The sequence below is a fragment of the Salinispora pacifica CNR114 genome (genome assembly GCF_000514775.1).
GTDB lineage: Bacteria > Actinomycetota > Actinomycetes > Mycobacteriales > Micromonosporaceae > Micromonospora > Micromonospora pacifica.
Genome location: NZ_AZWO01000008.1, coordinates 145374 through 165499, shown reverse-complemented (window position 1 = coordinate 165499; position 20126 = coordinate 145374). Strand labels below are relative to the sequence as shown.

The 20126-nt window shown below is 70.0% G+C and carries 19 protein-coding genes, 1 tRNA gene and 1 other RNA gene; 3 read left to right on the top strand and 18 right to left on the bottom strand.

What is annotated here, in order from left to right; genetic code table 11:
• Positions 1–25 precede the first annotated feature (25 nt).
• The 13 genes from B118_RS28025 to B118_RS28010 form a co-directional block, all read right to left on the bottom strand.
• Entirely contained in the window at positions 26–1438 is a 1413-nt protein-coding gene (locus B118_RS28025) for a hypothetical protein (protein ID WP_050592788.1), read from the bottom strand.
• Between the two features lie 19 nt (positions 1439–1457).
• Positions 1458–1688 carry a helix-turn-helix domain-containing protein gene (locus B118_RS0107385; protein ID WP_028192575.1) on the bottom strand — a complete coding sequence of 77 codons (231 nt, stop codon included), beginning with the start codon at positions 1686–1688 and terminating at the stop codon, positions 1458–1460.
• Positions 1689–1863: 175 nt separating this feature from the next.
• Complete coding sequence (locus B118_RS0107380; RefSeq protein WP_238323875.1) at positions 1864–2412, bottom strand: hypothetical protein; 549 nt, start codon at positions 2410–2412, stop codon at positions 1864–1866.
• 360 nt (positions 2413–2772) lie between these two features.
• Positions 2773–4533, bottom strand: coding sequence for a DUF2637 domain-containing protein (locus B118_RS33410; RefSeq protein WP_028192573.1), 1761 nt, complete (start codon positions 4531–4533; stop codon positions 2773–2775).
• Positions 4534–4876: 343 nt separating this feature from the next.
• Positions 4877–5353, bottom strand: coding sequence for a hypothetical protein (locus B118_RS0107370; RefSeq protein ID WP_028192572.1), 477 nt, complete (start codon positions 5351–5353; stop codon positions 4877–4879).
• Positions 5354–5425: 72 nt separating this feature from the next.
• Positions 5426–6661, bottom strand: coding sequence for a deazapurine DNA modification protein DpdA family protein (locus B118_RS29525; protein WP_050592787.1), 1236 nt, complete (start codon positions 6659–6661; stop codon positions 5426–5428).
• Positions 6658–7761, bottom strand: coding sequence for a DNA-methyltransferase (locus B118_RS0107360; RefSeq protein WP_028192571.1), 1104 nt, complete (start codon positions 7759–7761; stop codon positions 6658–6660). Before B118_RS0107360 ends, B118_RS29525 begins: the two co-directional genes overlap by 4 nt.
• Positions 7758–8054, bottom strand: coding sequence for a hypothetical protein (locus B118_RS31585; RefSeq protein ID WP_050592786.1), 297 nt, complete (start codon positions 8052–8054; stop codon positions 7758–7760). Before B118_RS31585 ends, B118_RS0107360 begins: the two co-directional genes overlap by 4 nt.
• Before the next feature lie 11 nt (positions 8055–8065).
• Positions 8066–8626, bottom strand: coding sequence for a Mom family adenine methylcarbamoylation protein (locus B118_RS29515; protein WP_050592785.1), 561 nt, complete (start codon positions 8624–8626; stop codon positions 8066–8068).
• A gap of 136 nt (positions 8627–8762) precedes the next feature.
• Positions 8763–10340: a ParB/RepB/Spo0J family partition protein gene (locus B118_RS0107350; RefSeq protein WP_028192570.1), complete on the bottom strand. Its 1578-nt coding sequence runs from the start codon at positions 10338–10340 to the stop codon at positions 8763–8765.
• 236 nt (positions 10341–10576) lie between these two features.
• Entirely contained in the window at positions 10577–10939 is a 363-nt protein-coding gene (locus B118_RS0107345; protein WP_028192569.1) for a hypothetical protein, read from the bottom strand.
• A complete protein-coding gene (locus B118_RS0107340; protein ID WP_028192568.1) occupies positions 10939–11265 on the bottom strand; it encodes a hypothetical protein in 327 nt (108 codons plus the stop codon). Before B118_RS0107340 ends, B118_RS0107345 begins: the two co-directional genes overlap by 1 nt.
• Positions 11266–11349: 84 nt before the next feature.
• On the bottom strand, positions 11350–12483 hold the full coding sequence (locus B118_RS28010) for a hypothetical protein (protein ID WP_238323874.1): 1134 nt from the start codon (positions 12481–12483) through the stop codon (positions 11350–11352).
• A 609-nt stretch (positions 12484–13092) separates the two neighbouring features.
• Here B118_RS28010 and B118_RS0107330 point away from each other — a divergent pair.
• The gene (locus B118_RS0107330) at positions 13093–13545 is read left to right on the top strand and encodes a hypothetical protein (RefSeq protein WP_028192567.1); all 453 of its coding nucleotides are present in this window, start codon (positions 13093–13095) and stop codon (positions 13543–13545) included.
• Complete coding sequence (locus tag B118_RS0107325; RefSeq protein WP_238323873.1) at positions 13482–14984, top strand: relaxase/mobilization nuclease domain-containing protein; 1503 nt, start codon at positions 13482–13484, stop codon at positions 14982–14984. The genes B118_RS0107330 and B118_RS0107325 overlap by 64 nt, the downstream gene beginning before the upstream one ends.
• A gap of 80 nt (positions 14985–15064) precedes the next feature.
• Here B118_RS0107325 and B118_RS0107320 read toward each other — a convergent pair whose 3' ends face one another.
• The 3 genes from B118_RS0107320 to B118_RS0107310 all read right to left on the bottom strand — a co-directional run bounded on the left by B118_RS0107320 (position 15065) and on the right by B118_RS0107310 (position 17638).
• On the bottom strand, positions 15065–16207 hold the full coding sequence (locus B118_RS0107320; RefSeq protein ID WP_028192565.1) for a site-specific integrase: 1143 nt from the start codon (positions 16205–16207) through the stop codon (positions 15065–15067).
• Positions 16208–16872: 665 nt separating this feature from the next.
• A tRNA-Ala gene (locus B118_RS0107315) sits at positions 16873–16948 on the bottom strand.
• Between the two features lie 90 nt (positions 16949–17038).
• On the bottom strand, positions 17039–17638 hold the full coding sequence (locus tag B118_RS0107310) for a YqgE/AlgH family protein (RefSeq protein WP_018221011.1): 600 nt from the start codon (positions 17636–17638) through the stop codon (positions 17039–17041).
• A 132-nt stretch (positions 17639–17770) separates the two neighbouring features.
• Here B118_RS0107310 and B118_RS0107305 point away from each other — a divergent pair, with 132 nt between their 5' ends.
• On the top strand, positions 17771–18574 hold the full coding sequence (locus tag B118_RS0107305; protein WP_026185393.1) for an S-methyl-5'-thioadenosine phosphorylase: 804 nt from the start codon (positions 17771–17773) through the stop codon (positions 18572–18574).
• Positions 18575–18598: 24 nt separating this feature from the next.
• Here B118_RS0107305 and B118_RS0107300 read toward each other — a convergent pair whose 3' ends face one another.
• The gene (locus tag B118_RS0107300) at positions 18599–19540 is read right to left on the bottom strand and encodes a hypothetical protein (protein WP_026270584.1); all 942 of its coding nucleotides are present in this window, start codon (positions 19538–19540) and stop codon (positions 18599–18601) included.
• A gap of 169 nt (positions 19541–19709) precedes the next feature.
• Positions 19710–20085: a transfer-messenger RNA gene (gene ssrA / locus B118_RS29975) on the bottom strand.
• Positions 20086–20126: the final 41 nt, after the last annotated feature.

Sequence of the window (20126 nt, the reverse complement as noted above, 5' to 3'; positions counted from 1 at the left end):
TGCGGGGCACGGGTTTTCGGCGGCGCTACCGGGAGCGGCTACGGGCGGCCGGCCGGGCCGACCGTAGCGGGGCTACGGGTAGCGGCTGGTCGGGTGCCGGTGTCGCGGGCGGACGACCGTGCCTGCCAGCCGAGGCGTGCAGGCGCGCGGCGGCGGTGGAGGCCGCCGCAGCTTGGCTACGCCGCTGCTGGGATTGCCGGAGAGCGGCGAGGTTGTCGGCGAAGCCGGCCAGCAGGTAGACGAGTTGCAGCGCGGCGGCACCGGTGCGGTCGCTGCTGAGTTGTCCCATCAGCCCGACCAGCCGGGCGAGGGAACGAAGGTGCACCGCACGGGCATCCGCAGCCGGGAGCGGGGTTTCCCGCCTCTCACCGATGGCGCGGTGGAGCAGTTCTGCGGCGTGGGCCAGGCGGTGTGCCTGCGGTTGCGGGACGGTAATCGCGGTGGCGGTCAGGATGTCGGCTAAGGCATGGGCCGCCTGTGCGGACAACGGTTGCGCTGGCCGGGCCAGGTCGTCGGCGGCGTTGGTGATCGCGTCGGCCGTTTCCTGCCACAGGTGTTGCCACTGCTCCGCCGTGGTGGGTGTGGAGGTCTCGGACGGTCGGGGTGTCTGGGCCCAGCGGGCACGCAGGTGCGTCAGGGTCAGGTCGGGGGCGAGTTGACCGCCGCCGAACCAGGGCGGATGGTCCATGCCGGGCAGGGCGGGACGGCTGACGGCGTAGCCGGTGACGCTGTTGTCGGCGCGGCTGCGCCGTAGCCGCACCCGCAGCCCGGCGGCCCGTAGCCGGTGGACGAAGTCGTCTTCGTCGGTAGCGACGACTGCGGCTGAGCGGACCTGGCGGCGCAGCCGCTCACGGGCCGAGGGGGGCGCGGCCCGGCGAGTCGCAGCGGCGCGCGGAGTGCCGGGCGTGGTGGTATCTGGTCCCGGCGGAGGTGTTGCGAGTCCGAGTCGGTGTTCCAGGTTGCGGGTGGCGTGCGCGCACCGGTGCCGGTCGTCGCTGGCCGGTTCGGTCCGGCCGTCCTGACGCACGAGAGTGGCGACGACGTCGACCCGTGCGTGTCCGTGCGCTATGGCGATCCACCGCACGGCGTTGCGGTCGCCGTGGGGCGCCAGGCCGGCTTCGTCGAGGAGATCCCGGACGGCGGCGGCCCACTCCTGGTGAGTGAGCCGCCGTTCGGTGGGGTCGAGTTCGAGGGTGCACCGCCAGACGGGCCGGGTCGGCGTGGTGGCGCCTGCCCTCATCGGTTCGGCGAGCAGTACGGCCAGGCGAGTGGTGTCGTACCCACCTGGTCGGGGCGCTGGCTCCAGATCGGCCAGCTCGCCGCTACCGGCCCACGCGGCGACCAACTGGGGTGCCGGGTCGGTCACAGCGCGGGCGGCGTACGCGCGGCGGATCGCGGCGACCACGAGGGTGCCACGGGCGTGCACTCGGATGATCATCGAGTGATCCGGGTCGCGGCTAGTCGACGCCGAGAAGCTTGAGCAGGGCTGGGACGCTGACGAGGTAGCGGCGACCGATGCGGAGGATCTTCGCCGGGAACTCGTTGGTCTTGGCCAGCTCGTACGCCTTCGTTCGGCCGATGCCGAGAATCTCCCCGGCGGTCTCGACGTCGGTGGTCATGCCGAGGGCACGCACGGCCTGTTCGGTCCAGACCTGGGACTGCGGTGTGGTCGCGGCGCTGGTCGTCATCGGTGAGTCCTCCCGCTGCTGTCTGGTGCCGACCTGTGGGTCTGCGACAACAGCGACGGTGCCGATGACGGGGTGGCGCCAGGGCTACCCCTGCGGTGTCCTGCGCTAGGCCTAGCGCAGCTGGGCCAGGAGGCCCGGCACCCCAGCCAGCCGCGGTGTTAGGGGCAGCTGGGGCTCATCCTCCGGCGTCCGGTTGCGCGTCCTGTTTCGGTCGGCCGGTGCTCGACGCCGAACCAGTGCGGTTGTTGATCCAGCTTTCGACCCGGTGACGTTTCCAGGAGCGGATGATCCCGCGACGGCCGGGCTCTTCCAGATCTGGCTTGATCAGGTAGCCGTCCCGGTCCTCCTCCCAGGCCGGGACGCTCTTCTCCACGTACTTGGACCAGGCTCCATGGGTGACTCGGATCAGGGTGCGGAATTCCTTGGCGTTGATCAGCTCGTCCGGGTCGCCCTCCAGGCTGACCTGGTGCACCCTCGCCATGCGAGCGGTCCACTTGACTTGGAAGTATGAGGCGTTGAACACGTCGAGGTCCTCAAGCGCGTACCACTCCTGGCCGTCTACCACGTCGACCGGCTCGCGCCAGCCGGTGGTAGGACGATGCTTCGGTGAGGCGACCCGGTTGATGGTCTCCAGGCTCCGGTTGAGGTACTCCGCGGCCCCGCGACGGTTCGTGCAGAGGCGGTCGTTGACCACCCGTAGCTCCACGCAACCCCCTGCGCTCACGTCCCGATGTGCCCCGGCGTCGCCCGCCAGGCAGCCGTTTCCGCTTCCGCTCGCCGCAGCCGGGCGGCTCCGGTCGCGGGTAAGGGTCACTGTACCGGCAGCAACGTCGCCGGTTGCTTCCGCTGCTTCCGGAAGCACCACGTCAGTACGCATCATGAACCGTCCTCTGCAAACGTGGGCAGGTGCAATAAGCATCCGCAGGAGCCCGGCGAGGTTCGGCTCTGGCGTGGCCGGGCGGCTGATCCAGTGGGGGCGACGGGGCTGTGCGGGCAGGAGATGGCATCCGCGCTCGGTGTAAGTACGGGCAACGCCTCCCGGACTGGCACCGGGAGGTGTTGCCAAATTGCGGGGACTTGCAGATCAGGTGCCGGCGGTGACGAGGTCTTTCCGCGATGCCGCAGAAAGCACGCTCCGGACCGTCCGGTCGCTGACGCCCACCAAGGTCGCCAACTCCTGCTGCTTCGCGTCCGGGTGATCCCGATGCGCTTCGAGCACCGCCAGGACGGTGGCCGGGCTGACCCGGTCGACCTGCGGTACCGGCCGCCCGTCGAACATCAGCGGCTCGCCCGCTGGCGCGTTCGACATCGTGCGGCGACGGCGTGGCGACATCCGCTCCATGAGCCCGCGGATCTGCTCCTCCGCGGCCTCGCGGCGCTGCTGTTCGTCAGCGAGGGCACGCTCAGCGGTTGCCGCCCGCACCTCCAGGTCCTTCTGTACCCGCGCCTGCTCCCTGCCCTTGAGCCGGACGTTGGCGACCTCCGTTTCCGCCAGCTCGCCGCGCCGGTGCCACTGCTGAGCTTCCGCTTCCGCCTGCCCCCGACCTCGCGCCGCCTGCTCCGCTTCCGCTCGGGCAGTCGCTGCTGCTTCCTCGGCCGCCGCCCGCAGGACGGCTTCGTGTTCCGCCCGCCGCGTCGCTCGTTGCGCCTCCTCGGTTGCTTCCGCTCGCCGCGCTGCTTCCGCTTCCGCTGCCTGGCGGGCCGCCCGGGTTTCCGCTTCCGCCTGAGCGCGCCGGGTCGCTTCTGCGGCCAGCCGCGCTTCCGCTTCCGCCAGCGGCGCTCGGGCCAGGCGGGCAGCCTCCTGCGCCGCTTCCATCTCCTTACGCGCCGGCCCGGGTAGCGCCAGTGACGGTACCGAGGTGCCGGTCTGGGCGAGGTGCAGCAGCAGTGTCAGGGCCTTGCCGGTTTCCCCGGCACGGGCAGCGTTGCGGGCGGCGGTGCGCGCCTGCTTCCGCACGTCTGCCGCGAGTGCCTCCCGCCGTTCCCGGTCGCGCTCGACGGCGGCGAGCCGGCGGCGCTCACGGCGGGCGGCTTCGGCACGAGCGACCAGGGCCGCGGCGCTGGGGCTCAGCCGGTCCAGCACGTCCAGCCGCCAAGCCGTGAGGGTCGAGTGGGGGGCCACCAGCCACCGCCGCCATCCGAACCGCTCCGGCGGTGGCGGCAGCATGCCCCGGTCGCGCAGCGTCGGCCTGTGCTTGGCTCCGCTGCGGACCTCGTAGACGATGATGCCGAGCGCCGAGAGGAACGACAGCCCGACCGCCTTGACCGGGTCGGTGTGGTGGCCGATGGCGTTGATCGCGACCGCCGCCGCCGTGCAGATCCAGATCAGCGCCCGCGCTGCGAGCGCCCGCTCCCCGGCGAGTCGCTGCTGCTGTGCGGTCAGGGCCATCGCCAGGCCCGTGCCCTCGATGGCGACCGCCGCCACGACGCCGATCGGCGTGGGCAGACCGTTGATCCTGGCAGCGTCGACCTGCCCATACACGGCGCCGGCTACGGCGAGGCCGTAGATCACGCCAGAGTAGACCGAGGCGGCGTTGGCCCGTACGTACTCGACGCGACGCGCGTACCACGCCGCCGTGTCCTGCCGGCGGGCCTGCCGCCGCTTGCGCCTCGCCTCACGCTTGTTCTCGCGTTCCTTGCGGCGACGCTCGGCGCGGTCAGCTTTCTGCCGATCGCGCTGGTCGTCCAGGCGCAGCCGCCCTTCCTGCTCGCGCAGGCGTCGCTGCACCGCCGCGTCCTCGTCGGCGATCCGCTGCGCGCTGGCCAGCCGTTCCCGCTCAGCGGTCGCCAGCTCACGGGCGACCCGCCGGTCGGCCCTGGCCAGGTCGGTCAGGTCGGTGCTCATCGCGCCACCGGGCCTTCCAGCACCGCGCGCGTCGGCAGCGGCCCTGGCGGCAGGTGGTGAATCCGGGGCCGAGGGCGCGGCGGTATCGGGGCCGTAAGGTCTGTCATCAGTCGGACCTCCGTTGTCCGATCAAGGTCCCGGCCGGTGGGTTGCCTCCACCGGCCGGGACCGCCTGCGTTTACGGGCCGGATTGGGCACCAACGGTGGGTAATCATCCGGCTCATCGTGAGAGCTACGGGTTATCGGCAGCGCTACGGGTAACGCGCCCGGTGTACGGTGCTCGGATTTCCCTTCCGGCAGGGGCTGGCGGGTCGCCCTGACCGCACGCAGCGGTTGACGCCGCTCAGCGCGCCGGCGGCTGGCCGGGCGGGGGGTGGATCGGCGCGGTGAACGCCTTGACGCAGTAGCCGGAGCAGTGCTGCCTCCAGGTGGTGTCGTCGGCGTCATCGGCGTAGAGCAGGTGCCCGGCGGCCCGGCGGGTGCCGAGCCGGTACCCGGCGGCGCGAAGCCGGGCGGCGGCGTCGGCGCGGCTGATGACGCGCCAGCCCTCCGCGTACAACACGGCCTCCACCTCGGCCGTCGTCCGCCGGGCGAAGGGATGCCCGGCCGGTAGCGGTACCGGCGTGGTCGCCTCCAGCAACCTGAACCCGCGGGCCGGGACCGGGCCGTTGTCGTGGTGGGGACGGATGCCGATCAGGCCGGCGGCCCCGGTCGGCAGGTGCAGCCACACCTCACCGAGGTCGGCGGCAGCGAGCGGGTCACCGGGCCAACCGCCGAGGCGGCCGGCACGGTCGAGGTGGCTTGTTACGCGCGTTGTCATGAGTTCTCTCCCGAGGACTTGACGTCGGGCACCGGCAGCACCGCCCCGACATGACCTGTAATGATACCGCACTTAGTCGGTGTTGCCGCCCGGATCATCGAAAAGCGTGAGCTGGTCGGGGTGCGGAGCCCGAGGCCGGGAGCGCCAGGCCAGAGCGCTACGCCGGTTGCTCGCCGGCGCCACGGGCGGGATCGACGGCAGGTCGACCAGCGGTGTCGACGGAGCGGACGGCGCGCGTGCGGCGTACCGAAGGGCGTCCATCACCTCCTCCCGGTAGACCAGGGCGTAGCGAAAGCAGTTGCGGCAGTCGGTGGGGACTCGGCAGCCGGTCAGCGGGTCCGGACGGCTCAGGTGCGTGCAGCCTGGGAGGCGGATGCGTTCCCGTCGGGCAGTGGCGGACCAGGCTTGGCTGTCGGAGCTGGCCAGCAGCGGGCCGACGAGCCGTAGCGCGTTGATGCTCACGCCGAATCCGTGCATCCGCATGCCGAGCGGCGCGAGGGTGCCCAGGACGCGGGCAACCTCGCGCTGGGAGCCGCGCCGGCACAGGCTGCCGACACCAACGCGCATGCCGGCCAGGTCCACCCCCGCGGCCTGGTACATGCGGTGGTGCTCGACGTACTCCCACGGATGCCACCCCTGCAACGTCGGCAGCCACGGGACGTGGGGAAACTGCTCGGCCAGGTAAAGGTAGTTGGCCAGAGTCGCTTCCTGGTGCTCCCGGACGGTGGCTCCGGTGCGGCGCAGGCACTGCGGCTCGCAGGGCCAGTCCTGGATGCCGACAACATCCGGCGGCCCCACGTCCTCCTGAAAGCGGGTCCACATGGCCCCGTACTCGTCCGGGTGCGCGAACCAGGGATGTCCCTCCGGGTCGGCGCGCAGGATCAGCGCGGCGTAGGTGCCGGAGTCGCCGGCCCAGGGTGCCCCGTTCATTCGTACCGGAAAGTCATCGCCGCGCCGTCGGTAGCGGGACAGGGTTGTCGCCGAGAGGAACAGCGGCACGGGTGATTCGTTCAGCCAATGGGGATGCCCCACCCCGAGGTAGAAGGTGGCCCGGCGCGCGGCGTCGGAATGGAACTCGCTGACGGTCCAGGAAGTGACCGGCCCCCAGGGCGTTTCCACGCGTTCGGGGCCGAGGCCGAACCGGGCCACGTGCGCATCCCAGCGGGCACGACGCTCCTGCATCGTTGGTGGCGGTGGGGGCCACTGCGTCAGGTTCTGCTTCCGCAGGAACGCCAGCAGTTCGTCAGCTCGTCGCGGGGAGACGCCGGAGGCTGTGACGGTGGTGCGGCGGATCGTGTCGACGGTCATGCCGGCGCTCCGGCCGGCGCGTCGAAGAGCGTGAGCTGCTCGGTCTCGGGCCGGATGACGGGCACGACCTCGGCAAGGATGCGTCCCATGGTGAAGCGCAAGCTCTCCGCGTTCAGGTCCCCGCCGTAGAAGCGTCGCCCGTCCTGGAGGGCTGCGATGGCGGTGGTGCCCGAGCCGAGGAACGGGTCCGCGACCAGATGGTCGAGGTCGGTGGTGGCCCGGATCACCCGGGACGCCAGCGCCGGGTGTAGCGAGTTGTCATAGCGCAGGAGGTTCCGGCGGCGCTGCTCGGGGATGTCGGTCCACAGGTCCGTGGCGTAGATCTGCCCGGTACGGCCTCGGGGCATCTCCGGCGGAAGGTGGAACACCCGGGCGGGTTCGGTGAGCGATCCCTTGCACAGCAGCGTCACCCGATGGTGTTGGTGGACAAAGCGGCGCCGGGAGTAGAGACCGAATCGGCGCGCGACGGCGATCGAGTTGACGTAGGTGAGCCCGGCGTCTTCGGCCGTCACCTGGACCCGCGCTGCCTGCTGAGCGCCGGTGACCACCGCGAGGTAGCCGCCAGGACGAAGCGCCGCGCTGGCCGCCCCGATCCACCCCGAGGTGAACGCAGCGTACTCGGCCGGGTCAACGTCCACGTATCCCGGCATCACCTGGTCATGGTTCCGGCCGTACGTGCGCCGGTAGGCAGAGCGGTGGTCACCTCGGCCCAGCGCCCACGGCGGGTCAGCGACGATGAGGTCGATCGGCTCGTCCGCCTCGCGCAACACGGTGGCAGCCGCGCCGAGCACCAGCTCGACGTGCGACGGGTCGGCGGGCAGCCAGATCAGCAGCGCCCGCTGCGGCCGGGTGGTCGAGCCTTCGATCAGCCAGGCGGCTTTTCCGGTACCCGCCGGGCGGGCGCGGCCCTGTCGCTTGAAGGCGAGCAGCGCCGAGCGCAGCCGCCGCTTGTACTGGGCCTGCCCGTCCTGGGTGATCCGGCGGCCGTCCGCCCGGTCGGCCAGGCCCGCCTGCTCGGCCAGCCGGTACAGCTCGGGCAGGGTGTAGCAGCCACGTTCCAGGGTGCGCAGCAGGTCGGCTTCGGTGCGCAGCGGGTTCACAGAGTCACCGCCGGGTCGGTGGCGAGCGGGTAGGGCAGTTCGACCAGGCCGATCGGGCAGCGCCTGCGCCAGCCCCTGTCCCCCACCGGCCAGGCGAAGCGGTGGTAGCCGCGATGACGGACCCGTCGAGCGCCGACCTGGGCGAGCGCGAGTTCCAGCCACTCGCCAGGGGTCAGGTCCATACCGGCCCGCGCGTACTCGGCCACCATCTCCGGCAGAGGTCGGGCGCGCAGCGCCACGAGCCGAGCCCGGACGCCGGCAGCCCCGCGCTCCCCGGCACGCACCTTCTGCATGGCCCTGGCCGTCAGTACGGTGCCACCCGGCAGCATCGTGATGGTCCTGGCGGTCCCCCGCCCAGGTACCTTCCGCGAGTCACACGGTACACGTGCCCGACGTGGCCGGGCATGAGGAGTTCCCCGGCTAGGATCCGGGGCATCGGGTCGGAGAAGGCGACGAGCCCCCGAATGCCCTGATCGGCGGCGAGCCGGAACAGCCGGCCCAGCAGCCAGCTTTCGGCGTTGGACGGCACCTCATCGAGCAGGACGAGGCGGCTGATCTCGGCAGCCCGGCCGGGGCCGAGGGTGGGAAACGGCTTGGTCAGCACGGCGGGGTGCATCGGCACGCCGAGCACGACCGCCCCGACCAGATGGTCGCCTTCGAGTAGCCCGAAGGACATCCGGGCGGCGGGAAAACTCTTGCTGTAGTGGTGCTCGGCGACGAACCGGCGGGCCGCCGCCTCCGGTACCGGTTCCAGCCGGTAGCGACGCTGTTCGAAGCCACCCTCATGCACCGGCCGCCAGGTGTGGTTCCCGCCCCGCCACCGCTGGCAGAAGGCAGGGTCGAACAGGGAGAGTTGTTTAAGCATGGCGTGTCCCCGTGGATCTGTTCGAGGGGTGTGAGCGGGCGGGTCGCCGCCCTGGGCAGGTCAACCTAGGCGCCATTGGCGCGTCGCTGGGTCCTTCGGTCGCCGTCGGACGGCGGCGGCCGAAGGGTCGCGTCGGCTATGCCTCGTCGGCAGCGAGGATTGCGGGGTTGGTGTCGGTGGCCGGCAGCGGTGACTCACCGCATGCCCGCAGCTCGACCGTGGACAACTCGTACCCGTTGGCTTCGAGGTAGCGCAGGTAGCGGGTGGTGCTGTCGCTAACGCTGCGCCACGAGTTGCGGCTCGTCGCTTCCTCGTACGCGGCGAGCAGCAGGCCCAGCGCGATCATCTGGGCGCGCTCGTCGCTGGCCTTGCCGACGAGTTCGACCATCGCCGGGGCTCGCCGGCCGAGCGTGGGAGCCTGGTCCGGCAGCCCGAGCAGGTCATGGGCCAGCCGGTTGCCGCCGGTCAGCGCCGACGTGACGGCGTGGTCGGTGCGGGCGAGGCTGCCGGCGATGAAGCCTGCGGCCGCCTTCGGCGCGGTCTTGCGGGCGAGGAACGTGCGTAGCCAGTTCCGGCGTACCGTCTCGGCGCTGTCCCACGCCTTGTTGGACTGGATCACGTCACGGCGCTGGGCGCGGGCTTCCTCCCGTTCGGCGTCGGTCATCTCCGCGACGGTCTTGCGTCCGCTGCCGGAAACGTGCCCCCGCCAGCGCAGCGCGTGTCCGTGGGCGGCGAAGTCGGTGCACACGTACTCAGGCACCCAGATCCGGTACGGGCGGGCAGGCTCCGGCTCCTGTGCGTCCTCGTCTGCCTCGGTCGACGTGTCATCGCCCCACGGGTCCTCCTCTTCGTCGGCGTCGTCCTCGTCCGGGTGGACCCATTCGTCGTCGAGAAAGGCAGCGTGCCCGGGGCAGGATGCGTGGTTCTCTTCGGTGAGCTGTTCCTCGCCGTGCTTCAGCTCCGACAGCCGCTTGGCCTTCTCGTCGTTCCACGCCGGCCGGTCGACCATGCTGATCCCGGCGGCAGCGAGGGTAGCGGCGGTCTCGGCCTTTGCCGCCTCCTCCGCGCGGGCGTCACGCAACTTCTGCGCCTCGTGGTCGAACCCGCCGCGCTGGGCGGCGACCACGAGCCGCTTGACTGCCTCGGCGTCGTCCTCGAACTCCGCGACCACCGCGGCCTGGTCGATGGTGAGGAACTCCCACCGTTGCGTCGCCCCCCGAGCGAGCTTGCTGCGAGCCACCGACAGCGCCTTGTCGACCACCGGCCGGCTCGTGGACATCCGCTTGGCGATCTCCCCGGCCGGGACACCGCACAGGGCGAGCTGGTCGTACGCGGCTACACGCTCTGCGACGGTGAGGGGTTCCCGGTGATCGTTCTCGTTCACCTGGTCGGTCAGCCGGTCGGCCTCGTCCGGCTTCGGAACGACCATTACCCGCACCCAGGGGCGCTGGGCTTGCACGGCCGCCAGGGTCCGGCGTTGCCCGCGCAGCACCACAAGGCGGCCGTTGTCGTCGCGGTAGGCGATGACCGGCTCCAGCACGCCACGCTGGCGGACGTTGTCGACGTAGGTCTTGCGCAGCCGGGGGTCCAGGCGCACGTTGGCGCCCACGACCAGGGTCGCGGGATCGACGCGGAGTAGCTCCTCCTCGAAGTCCTCGTCATCGAGGGCATGAGGTGCGGTGGCCGTGGCCGTCGTGGGAGCAGAGAGCGTCACGGTGAAGGTCCTTCCAGAGGATGTGCGGGCAGCCGCGACGGCAGCGGGCATGGCTGGCCCACCGCGTCGGCGGCGGTTGGTGAAAGGGGTGGTATGGCGACGAGCGGCGCTACGGGTAGCCGCAGCGGCTACGCTGGCCGGTGCGGACCGTCTGGCGGTACGTCGGGCTCGGGTTGTAGCGGCCTGGAGCCCCGGTGGCCGGCCCGCGTGTCACAAGACCGCGCGGGCCGGCGCTGTCACCTCCGGCGCAACGGAGTCTCCAGCTCGCACTGACTGATCAGTTGCTGTCCCAGCCACGTACGAATCTGGTACCGGGCCAGCCCGTCGACAGCGGGTTGCTCGATGGTCTCCACGTCGACTGGCACCAGTTCGTCGGCCAGTCTGACGTAGGCAGCGACCAGGGCGTCACGGCTGCCGGTGCCGCCCAGCCGTCGAGAGATCTCCGCGTGGGCGACCGCCCGGACGCTTCCGATGAGGAGGCCGGAGTCGGGGCGCAGCGTGGTCAGGATGATGTAGGTCACGGACTGCCGGGTGGGCGTGGGGTTCTCGTCCGGCACGAGGCCCGGGTTCACGGCGTCGCCTGGCTGCTGGTCGGTCACTACGCACCGCCGGGCTGTTCGCCATCGGTCATGGCCTCCGCTGCCGCCTCAGCCGGCTTAGGTGAGTGGGCTGGCGGGGCGAACAGGAACGTCTGTCCGCCGGACAGGTCCAGGACCGTGCCCGTGTCGGTGACGACGTTGTACCGGGTGCGCCGGCCGGGCAGGGCCTGCTTGTCGAGGACGGTCGCAACGGTCGCGCCGGTCTTGACCCGGCTCGGATGCCAGGTGCCCGGGTTACGGGTCGATGCCTTGGTCGCGTCGTCGGTGATGAGAATTCGATCGCCCCGCGTCAAGCGGGTTGTGGTCTTCTTGCCTTGGGCAGTCACGGAGCTTCCTTCGATCAATCTGGCGGTTGTCGATGACGACGTGCGCCGGGTGGTAGCGACACCCGAGGGCCACACGTCGAAGAGTCAGGGTCGGTGCGAGTCCGGCGAGGCGATTCGCCGGCAGGAGAGCCACGGGTCCGAGCGGCCGGGCACCCGTGGCCTCTCCTCTTCGCGCCGCAAGCAACGCTGGTCGTCGCCAACCCACCTTGCTACTTGTAATGATGCCGCATCAAGTTCTCGGGACTGGTCCGCGACGGCCTCGTCGGAGGCGGTTGCGGCCTCAGCTCGCGCACGGTGCCAGTCGAGGATCGCCAGCCGGCGCAGGCCGGCCATCGCGGCATCCCGTTTGGTGCGATGCCAGGTGGGAACACCGCCGCCCGGCAGCGTGAGCTGCCAGACCCCGGGCTCCCCATAGGGCATCTCCGCTCGGGTGCGCTTGACGACCGAAGCCCGCGCGTCCTTACCCGGAATCGGAGTGTCAGCGGGGGCGACGCGCTCCGGCTCGCACTTGCGAACCGGTAGACCGCCAGAGAGCAACGCGAAGCTCAGGGTCGTCCAAGGACCGCCGTCACCGCCGCCGTACTCCACCGGGTCATCGTCGTACCATGAGATCACGCGATCGCCCACGGCCGGCAACCCGGCGGCTCCGTTGTCGGCACCAGCGTCGACAACTTCCAGTTGATCAGACATGCGCTTTTCCTTTCCTCGATCGGAGGCAGGCGGAGTTTCCCCATGCTCGACACCGGCCGACACGCCGGACAACTGAGCGATACGCCCCGGAAGAATCTCCAACAGCCCTTCGATGTGATTGGTCCAGCCGGGCATCGACTCGATGCGCGAGCGACCGGCGTTGATGAGCTGGCACCAGGAGTAGCAGAGTTCGTAGACCGCCATAGCAGCCTTCGGGCCGTGCGTGCATGCGGACCGCGCAGTGACCCAGGCCGCAGCCCTTCCGCCGTTGGCGGTGAAGAGGTTGGCATTCAGCGCGCGGGAGGCGGCCGCGAAGCCGTCGACGTCCGGCACGACCAGTTGCGGCATCGGAAGGCACTCAGCGGCAGCCGGGTGCACGGTTTCGATGGCGATCGTGATCTTGTGCCGAGCGTCGACCAGGACCGCACGGATGGCGTTGAAGCGCTCCTCGGGAGTCAAAGAGCTAGGGGGCACGTGAACCTCCAGGAGGGTCTGGGTTCCATCAGGAAGGGGTTCGATTCCCTTCACTTGTAATGATACCGCATCAGTCTCAGGAATGGCAGCCCTAGACCTACTTGACCTGCAAAGAGGGGGGCGAGAGACTGCCGTCAGCCACTGCATTCGGGGTCGACAACCGAACTGCTCATGAGCGCGGCCCAAGATCAATATGGCGAACGCTCACCGCCCTATCGGTGATTCAAGTCAACGCTGCCTCGCCCCGTTCCGGAACCGGTGTGCGTGGAAAGACAGACAAGCAAGTTGTAGTACCGGTCACCGGATGTGCCGACCGTGCACGGTCGGCACATCCGGTGACCGGTAAAAGCACTGACCCAGCGGGGTCAGTGGAGAAGGTAACGCGACCACGCCGCGCGCCGACAGCAGCCACGCCGACGCTCCGGCAGGCTTCCGCCTTCGAGGGCGAGTTGCCATACCTCGCGCCGAAGCGGATCCGACTGGTTCCGCTTCCGCAGCCAGCAGGTCCAGCACGTTCGCTTCCGGTCGCGGGCTCCTGCTTCCACCGTAACAGCCCGAGCGGAACCGGAAGCAGAGTCATGCCGAGCCGCTACCCGTAGCGTCGCCAATAACCCCGCCGCCGCACGTTCGGACGCAGGAACGTGCGAAGCGGAGGCGACGACGGTGGACACCCGTACGCGAACAGCGACCGGCGACACGCCAAGCCCACGTGGCGCCGACCGGCGTCACCAGTTTCCGGGCCGGCGGCAACGGATCAACCTCCGGCTCGACGACGCCGAGCACGGCGATGTCGTGACCGCCGCGCACCGTGCCGGGCTGACCCCGACCGGCTTCTGCGCCGACGCCGCGTTGGCCGCCGCCAGGAGCACCACCGTCCCCGGCGCTCTGATTGCCGGAACCGGCGTCACCCGAGCAGAACTCGCCGCCATGCAGCGGGAACTCTTCGCTGCCCGGACCGCCATCACGCGTACCGGCACCAACCTCAACCAGGCCACCGCAGCACTCAACGCCACTGGCGAAGCGCCGGTCTGGCTCGAGCACGCCGTCAGGCGGTGCGTGCAGGCACTCGACAGACTCGACGCTCTTGTGGCCGACATCGACCGGCGGCTGCGCTGATCCCCGCGATCCATCCCCGCGGTACGAACTTAGGCGGACTGCTCCGCTACCTGTTCGGGCCAGGGAAGGCTGAGGAACACGTCAACCCCCACCTCGTTGCCGCGTGGTCCGGCCCCAGCCAGCTACCTTCGCTGGAACCCCCAACCCACGCCTCCGGACGCCACGACATCCGGGCCCTGGCCCGCCTGCTCGAACAGCCCGTCCGGGCCGGCAGGAACCCGCCACAAAAGTTCGTCTGGCACACCTCCGTCCGCAACCACATCACCGACCGCATCCTCACCGACAGCCAATGGGCGCACATCGCCGCCGAGATCGTCGCCGCCGTCGGCATCGCCCCGCATGGCGACCCGGACGCTGTGCGATGGGTGGCCGTTCGCCACGCCGACGACCACATTCACATCGTGGCCACGCTCGTCCGGCAAGACGGCGAGACCGTCTGGGCCTGGAACGAACGCGTCAAGGCGCAAGCCGCCGCCCGAGACCTCGAACAACGCTACGGCCTGTACCAGGTAGGCCCGGTTGACCACACCAGCCACCGGCGGCCAACCGCAGCGGAGCAGAACAAAAGCCACCGACAGGGCCGGCCTGAGATACCCCGGAACAAGCTCCGCCGCGAGGTACGTACGGCCGCTGTGGCGGCCGTTGACGAGGACGACTTCCTCAGCCGGCTTCAATCCGCCGGTGTCCTCGTGCGGCTGCGGCACAGCACGATCAACCCAGACGAGGTCACGGGCTATGCCGTCGGACTCCCCGACCACCACACCAGTTCCGGCGACACCGTCTGGTACGGCGGTGGCAGGCTTGCTCCAGACCTCACCCTCCCGCAGCTACGACAACTCTGGGGCATGCTTCCCGGCACCACCTCACGCGGCGGGATGAGGCGCCCAGAAGCTCGACACCGGACGGACACCTTCCGCCGGGCCACGGCAGCGGCGGATCGCGGGGCCCGTCTTCTCGCGGAGGACCCAACCGGCGGCGAAGACCACATCGCGTCCCTCGCCTACGCCGCTGCTGACGTCCTCGCGTCGACGGCGCGGGCCTTCGAGGGCCGCAGAGGCGGACCCCTCACCGACATCTCGGAAACCTTCGACAGAGCAGTCCGGGAACCACATGGTCGACGCCTGAGCCAGTGGCACCCGGTCGCGGGTCAACTTCTATCCATGTCCCGACTGATCTCGGCTGCAGGCCGACTCAGCAACGATGACGACACCGCCGCAGCACTGCAACTGGTACTGCGTGTATCGATGATCGCGAACAACCTCGCGATCATCCGCGAGGCACAAGACAGACTCCACCAGGCCAGCGCGGCGCGACTCGCCGCTGACCGACTACAGACGATTGCTACCGCCTCACTTTCTCATGCTCCCGCCCCAGCGGTCCCCGTCTCTGCAGCGACCGTACGTTCAACAGGTGAGCGGGCATCACGACGGAATGCTTGATCAATCGCGAGTCGAGACACGAGAACGGAAACGGCAAGGGCGAGGTCCCATTCGACCTCGCCCAGCCGCCTTGTCGTCGCCTACTCGTCGTGGCCGAGCGGCCCCAAGATCGTCTCTTCCATGATCTCAGCAGATCGCCGCTCCGACTCCGGCAGGACATGGGTGTAGATCTCGTCCGTCATCCGCGCCCGCGCGTGCCCCAGACGCTTCTGCATCGCGTGTCGCGGCACTCCATGGTCAGCACCAACGGTCGCGGACGTGTGGCGCCCGTCATGCAGCACGATCACCGGTACGCCCGCCGCGATACAGAGAGCCCGGAACCGGTCCGTGAAGTATTTCGGATGGTACGGCGTACCGTCCTCCTTACAGAAGACGTAGCCGAGCTCCTTGTACAGCAGACCAGCTTCGGCCATTTCCTTCTGCTGTCGGCGCTGGTGCTCCGACAACACCGCGCCCAAAGCGGAGCCGAAGAGGATGGACCTCTTGCTCTTGCCCTTCGGCGCCTTCTCGACGACGCCGCCCTCGACTTCGCCGGATGCAACAGCGCGCTGCCAGTGGACGTGGAGGATCTTGCGATCCAGATCGATCTTCGACCACTTCAACCCGGCCACCTCGCCGCGACGCAAGCCGCACACGACGACGAGCACCCAGGCCGCGTAGAGGCGGTCATCGGCGATGTGCGCCAAGAATTGAGCACACTGCTTCGCCGTCCAAATCCCCTTTCGGCCATGTTCCTCACGTTCGTCGGGGCGTGGCTGCCGGACGCCATCGATGACGACGCCAAGGTCCTTGAGCGCCTTCATCAGTGTCCGGTGGACGTGCCTGACCGTCTCCGCCGACAGCCCCGTACCCCTCCGGCCGCCCTTCCTCAACAGATGACGGTAGAAGTCGTTGATCGTTTGCCTGTCCAGGTCATACAGTCGCCGAGCACCCAGCCGCGGAATGATGTACTTAATGATCGCGTTGCGGTAGTTGCTCAGCGTTGTCACCGCAACATCCAGTTCGCGCTCTTCCAGCCACTTCACCAGTTCAGCGGCCATCGTGCCGTCTGCCGCCAACTCGCTTTGGCCGAACTGCTTGCGAGCCAGTTCCTCGGCCTTTAGGGCCTCCTTCTCCGTCTCGAACCCGCGAACGAACTTCTGCTTACGCTTGCCGTCATCTCCACGCGGCAGATCGATGACGTAGTACCAGGTGTTCCGTTTCGGGTCTTGTCGGACGCTCATCGCCGGACGCCGTTCAGCGGGATTCGGGGCGCAGAAATGCGCATCCGCGCTTGCCCGGCAGGCAACAACCGGCCCTTCGCATGCGATCGGCGCACAGGGCTCGTGGCCTCGCCTCTGGCGAGACGGCTCGCTGGGACGATCGCTAGCGCCACCGGCCGGGCAGGCTGCGATCGTCGGGTCTTAGGGTGGTTCATGGGTTGGACCTCCTGCGTCCAATCAAGGTCCCGGTCAAGTGGTGGAGCACGTGGCCGGGACCGCCATCCATACCTGGGCGCGACGATCCGGAGCACGGTGATCTCACCGCGCTCATCGTGAGCGGCCAGGGTTATCGGGAGCGCTACGGCTGAGAAGGCTGTCCCACGCAGGCACCGCAGAAGAAGCGGCGTGCAGAGGCGTTCCGGAGAGACAGACGGAAGTCTGACCTCGCTGCGGCCCCACTCATCGTTGACGAGCGTCGGACCGTCGAGGTGCTACGCCTTGGGTACGGCAGGGCGTCAGGAACTAGCCCCACACCTGAATCGCGGACCGCCATCTTTCCTCCCGTGCTCACAGCCGAGCGCCATGGGAGTCAGCGTAACGGATCATTGTGAGCACAACTGTGAGCACAAGATCACGGTAGATCGGCCTCTGCCGATGAATTCCACCCTTCCACCTGCGGTGGAAGATGGTGGAGCCGAGGGGACTCGAACCCCTGACCCCCACACTGCCAGTGTGGTGCGCTACCAGCTGCGCCACGGCCCCCTGTGCACTACCCGGTCGCCCGGGCACGGGAGAACTATACACACGGCGGCCGGCGCGGTCATCGCGCGGGGTGCCCGCCACCGCACCGGGTCAGTTGAGCGCCACGTCCGCCGGGAAGTGCGCCACCGCCGCCATCATGCCGCCCTGCCGGCGCAGCACCATCGGCCACAGGTCGTCCGGACGATCGACGAAGGCGTCGCCGGGCAACGCGTCCAGGACGAACCAGGAGCCCTCCGCGATCTCCTGCTCCAGCTGGCCCGACTCCCACCCGGAGTAGCCGGCGAAGACCCGGATGCCCACGATGCTCTCCCGCAGCTGCTCCGGGTCCACCGTCAGGTCGAGCGTGCCGACCGCACCGGAGATCTGCTGGAAGCTCTTCATCGGCCGCAGCGGGTGGCGCATGCGGGCGAGGCAGATCGCCGAATCCGGCTGCACCGGGCCCCCTTCGAAGACCACGGCCGGGTCACGGGCCAACTCGCCCCAGTCGCCGAGTACCTCCGCCACCGGAATCTCGGTGGCCCGGTTGAGCACGACGCCCAGCGCCCCGCCCGGTTCGTGGGCGACCAGCAGCACCACGGTCCGGTCGAAGTTCGGATCCTTCAACGTCGGTGCCGCGACCAGCAACCGCCCGGCCATCGACTCCGTCGCCTGCCCGCCGATCGCCCGCCCCTCTTCCTGCATGTCGGACATCCCGTCAGTCCGACCGTGCCCGGACAACCGGGGACACCGGTGCCAGCCACCCCGTCAACGTCATGCCTGGCACCATAGCCTGCTGCTGGGTCGCTGGCTAAGGTCTGACGCGACAGAGACGAGGGAGGTTCGGTGAGTCCCACGGCAGAACTCGCGGTGATCGGCGGGTCGGGGCTGTACGCCCTGCTCGACGGCGCCACCGAGCACGTAGTAGACACCCCGTACGGGTCGCCGTCCGACGTGGTCACGATCGCCGAGGTCGCGGGCCGCCGGTTGGCGTTCCTGCCCCGGCACGGCCGGGATCACCGGCATCCGCCGCACCAGATCCCCTACCGGGCCAATCTGTGGGCGCTGCGCTCGCTCGGGGTCCGCCAGGTGCTCGCCCCCTGCGCGGTCGGCGGGCTGCGCCCGGAGTTGGGCCCCGGCACGTTCGTCGTGCCGGACCAGCTGATCGACCGCACCAGTGGTCGGGCACAGACCTACTACGACCGGGGCGCGGTGCACGTCTCCTTCGCCGACCCGTACTGCCCGGTCGGCCGGCGTACGCTGCTCGCCGCCGGCGCCGAGCGGGGCCTGCCGGCGGTGGACGGGGGGACGGTGGTGGTCGTCGAGGGTCCCCGCTTCTCCACCCGTGCCGAGTCGCGTTGGTTCACGGCCATCGGCGGGACGGTGGTCAACATGACCGGCCACCCGGAGGCGGTGCTCGCCCGGGAGTTGGCCCTCTGCTACTCGTCGATCGCGCTGGTCACCGACCACGATGCGGGCGTGCCGGGCGGCGGATCGGTGACCCAGGAGGAGGTGTTCCGGGTCTTCGGCGAGAACACCGCCCGCCTGCGGGAGCTGCTCTTCACCGCGGTGGCCCAGCTGCCGGCCGATCGGGACTGCGCCTGCGGGTCAGCCCTGGAGGGCATCAAGCTTCCCTTCGCGCTGCCCTGAGCCCGGCGGCCGGGCCGTCGCCGGTCAGCCGGTGGTGAGCCGCAGCGGCCCACCGCCGAGCACGTCGAGGACGGTCCGCTCCCCCAGCGGGGCGGCTAGCTGCACGGTCACCGGTTCGAGCAGAAGCTGCTCGGTGCAGACACCGGTGCTGCGGGTCACCGCGCCGCCGACCACCACCACGTCATCCTGTTCGTATACCAGTGGGGTGACGCTGGTGTCACACGCACCGATGCCGACCCGCACGGTCAGCGTGGCGTCGTCCACGGCGCGCAGGTCCAGCGCCCCGACCAGTTCCTGGTGCAGTGGCGCGGTGGGTGCGGTCGGCTCCGGCGGCTCTCCGACGGCGGTCGGGGCGACCGCGAGCCGGGCCACCGGGGCGGTCAGCTCGTCAATGGTGAACAGCCAGGCCGGCACCGCTGCCTCGCCGCGACTGGTCCGCACCGGCACGCTGTCGAGCTCGACGGCGGTGACGGTGAGCGGGATGCAGGCGGTCTGCGGCGAGGTGCTCACCCCGGTGTCCGGCCCATCCGCCGGGGCTGGTGGGGTGGCCGGGTTCGTCGGCCGCCCGTCGCAGGCCGGTGGGTCGCCCCGGTCGAGTTCCCGGTACGCCTCGGCAGCGCTGACCAGCGGCACGGTGAGGGTGCCGGAGGGGAACTGGATGGTGCCGTCTTCGGGCTGGTCCGTCGGCAGCGGAATCTGGTCCCGGTACCAGCCGGCCTGGAAGGCGGCCTGAGTGTCCGGGGTGAAGCCGGGGTCTCCGACGGTCATGGCGGGCTCCTGGAGTGGGATGTACCCGTCACTCCAGGATGGGCCGGGCTGCCAGGCCGCGGCGATCTGGGTGGCCCGCTCTTCGAACGCCGCCTGCCGGCCGTCCGGCGGGGGGGCGTCGGCCGGCTCCGAGTCGGCCGGCGCGCAACCGGCGACCAGCAGCAGGGGCACGCACAGGGTGACGAATACTCGACGCATACTCTTCCGACGCCCGCCACCGCGCACTGGTTCCCGTCCACCGGTGGCACTCGTTCCCATCCATCGGTGGCACTCGTCGCCGGGCCTGGTGGTACCCGGCGGCACGGAGGTTCGAGGCCAGAAACGCCGACGCGCCCCGGTCCGGGTGGACCGGGGCGCGTCGGCCAGGTGGTGGAGGTGCCGGGAATCGAACCCGGGTCCTTCGCCGCCTTGCCAGGGCTTCTCCGAGCGCAGCTCGCTGTGCCTCTACTCGGCCCCTCCGATCACGCGAGCGAGTCGGTGTGACGGGCCCAGTCGCTGATTAATCTCGCCGCACGGCCCCCGCGACCGGGGCCGATTGGCCAGCCTCCTAGCTGATGCCGGCTAACTGGGTCGAAGGCACTCCCAGGCCGACAGACTTGCTACTCGCCTCAGGCGGCGAGAGCGAAGTCAGCGCGATTCTGCTTGGCGCTTATTGTTTTCCAACGAACGATTTCCGAGACGACGTTGGCTTCCTCGGCTCGCTTCCCCTGCCGCAACGTACGAAGTCGAAACCAGTCACCCCCTCGACGGGCCGCCCCTGTTGGCGGCACCGATAAGCCTAACG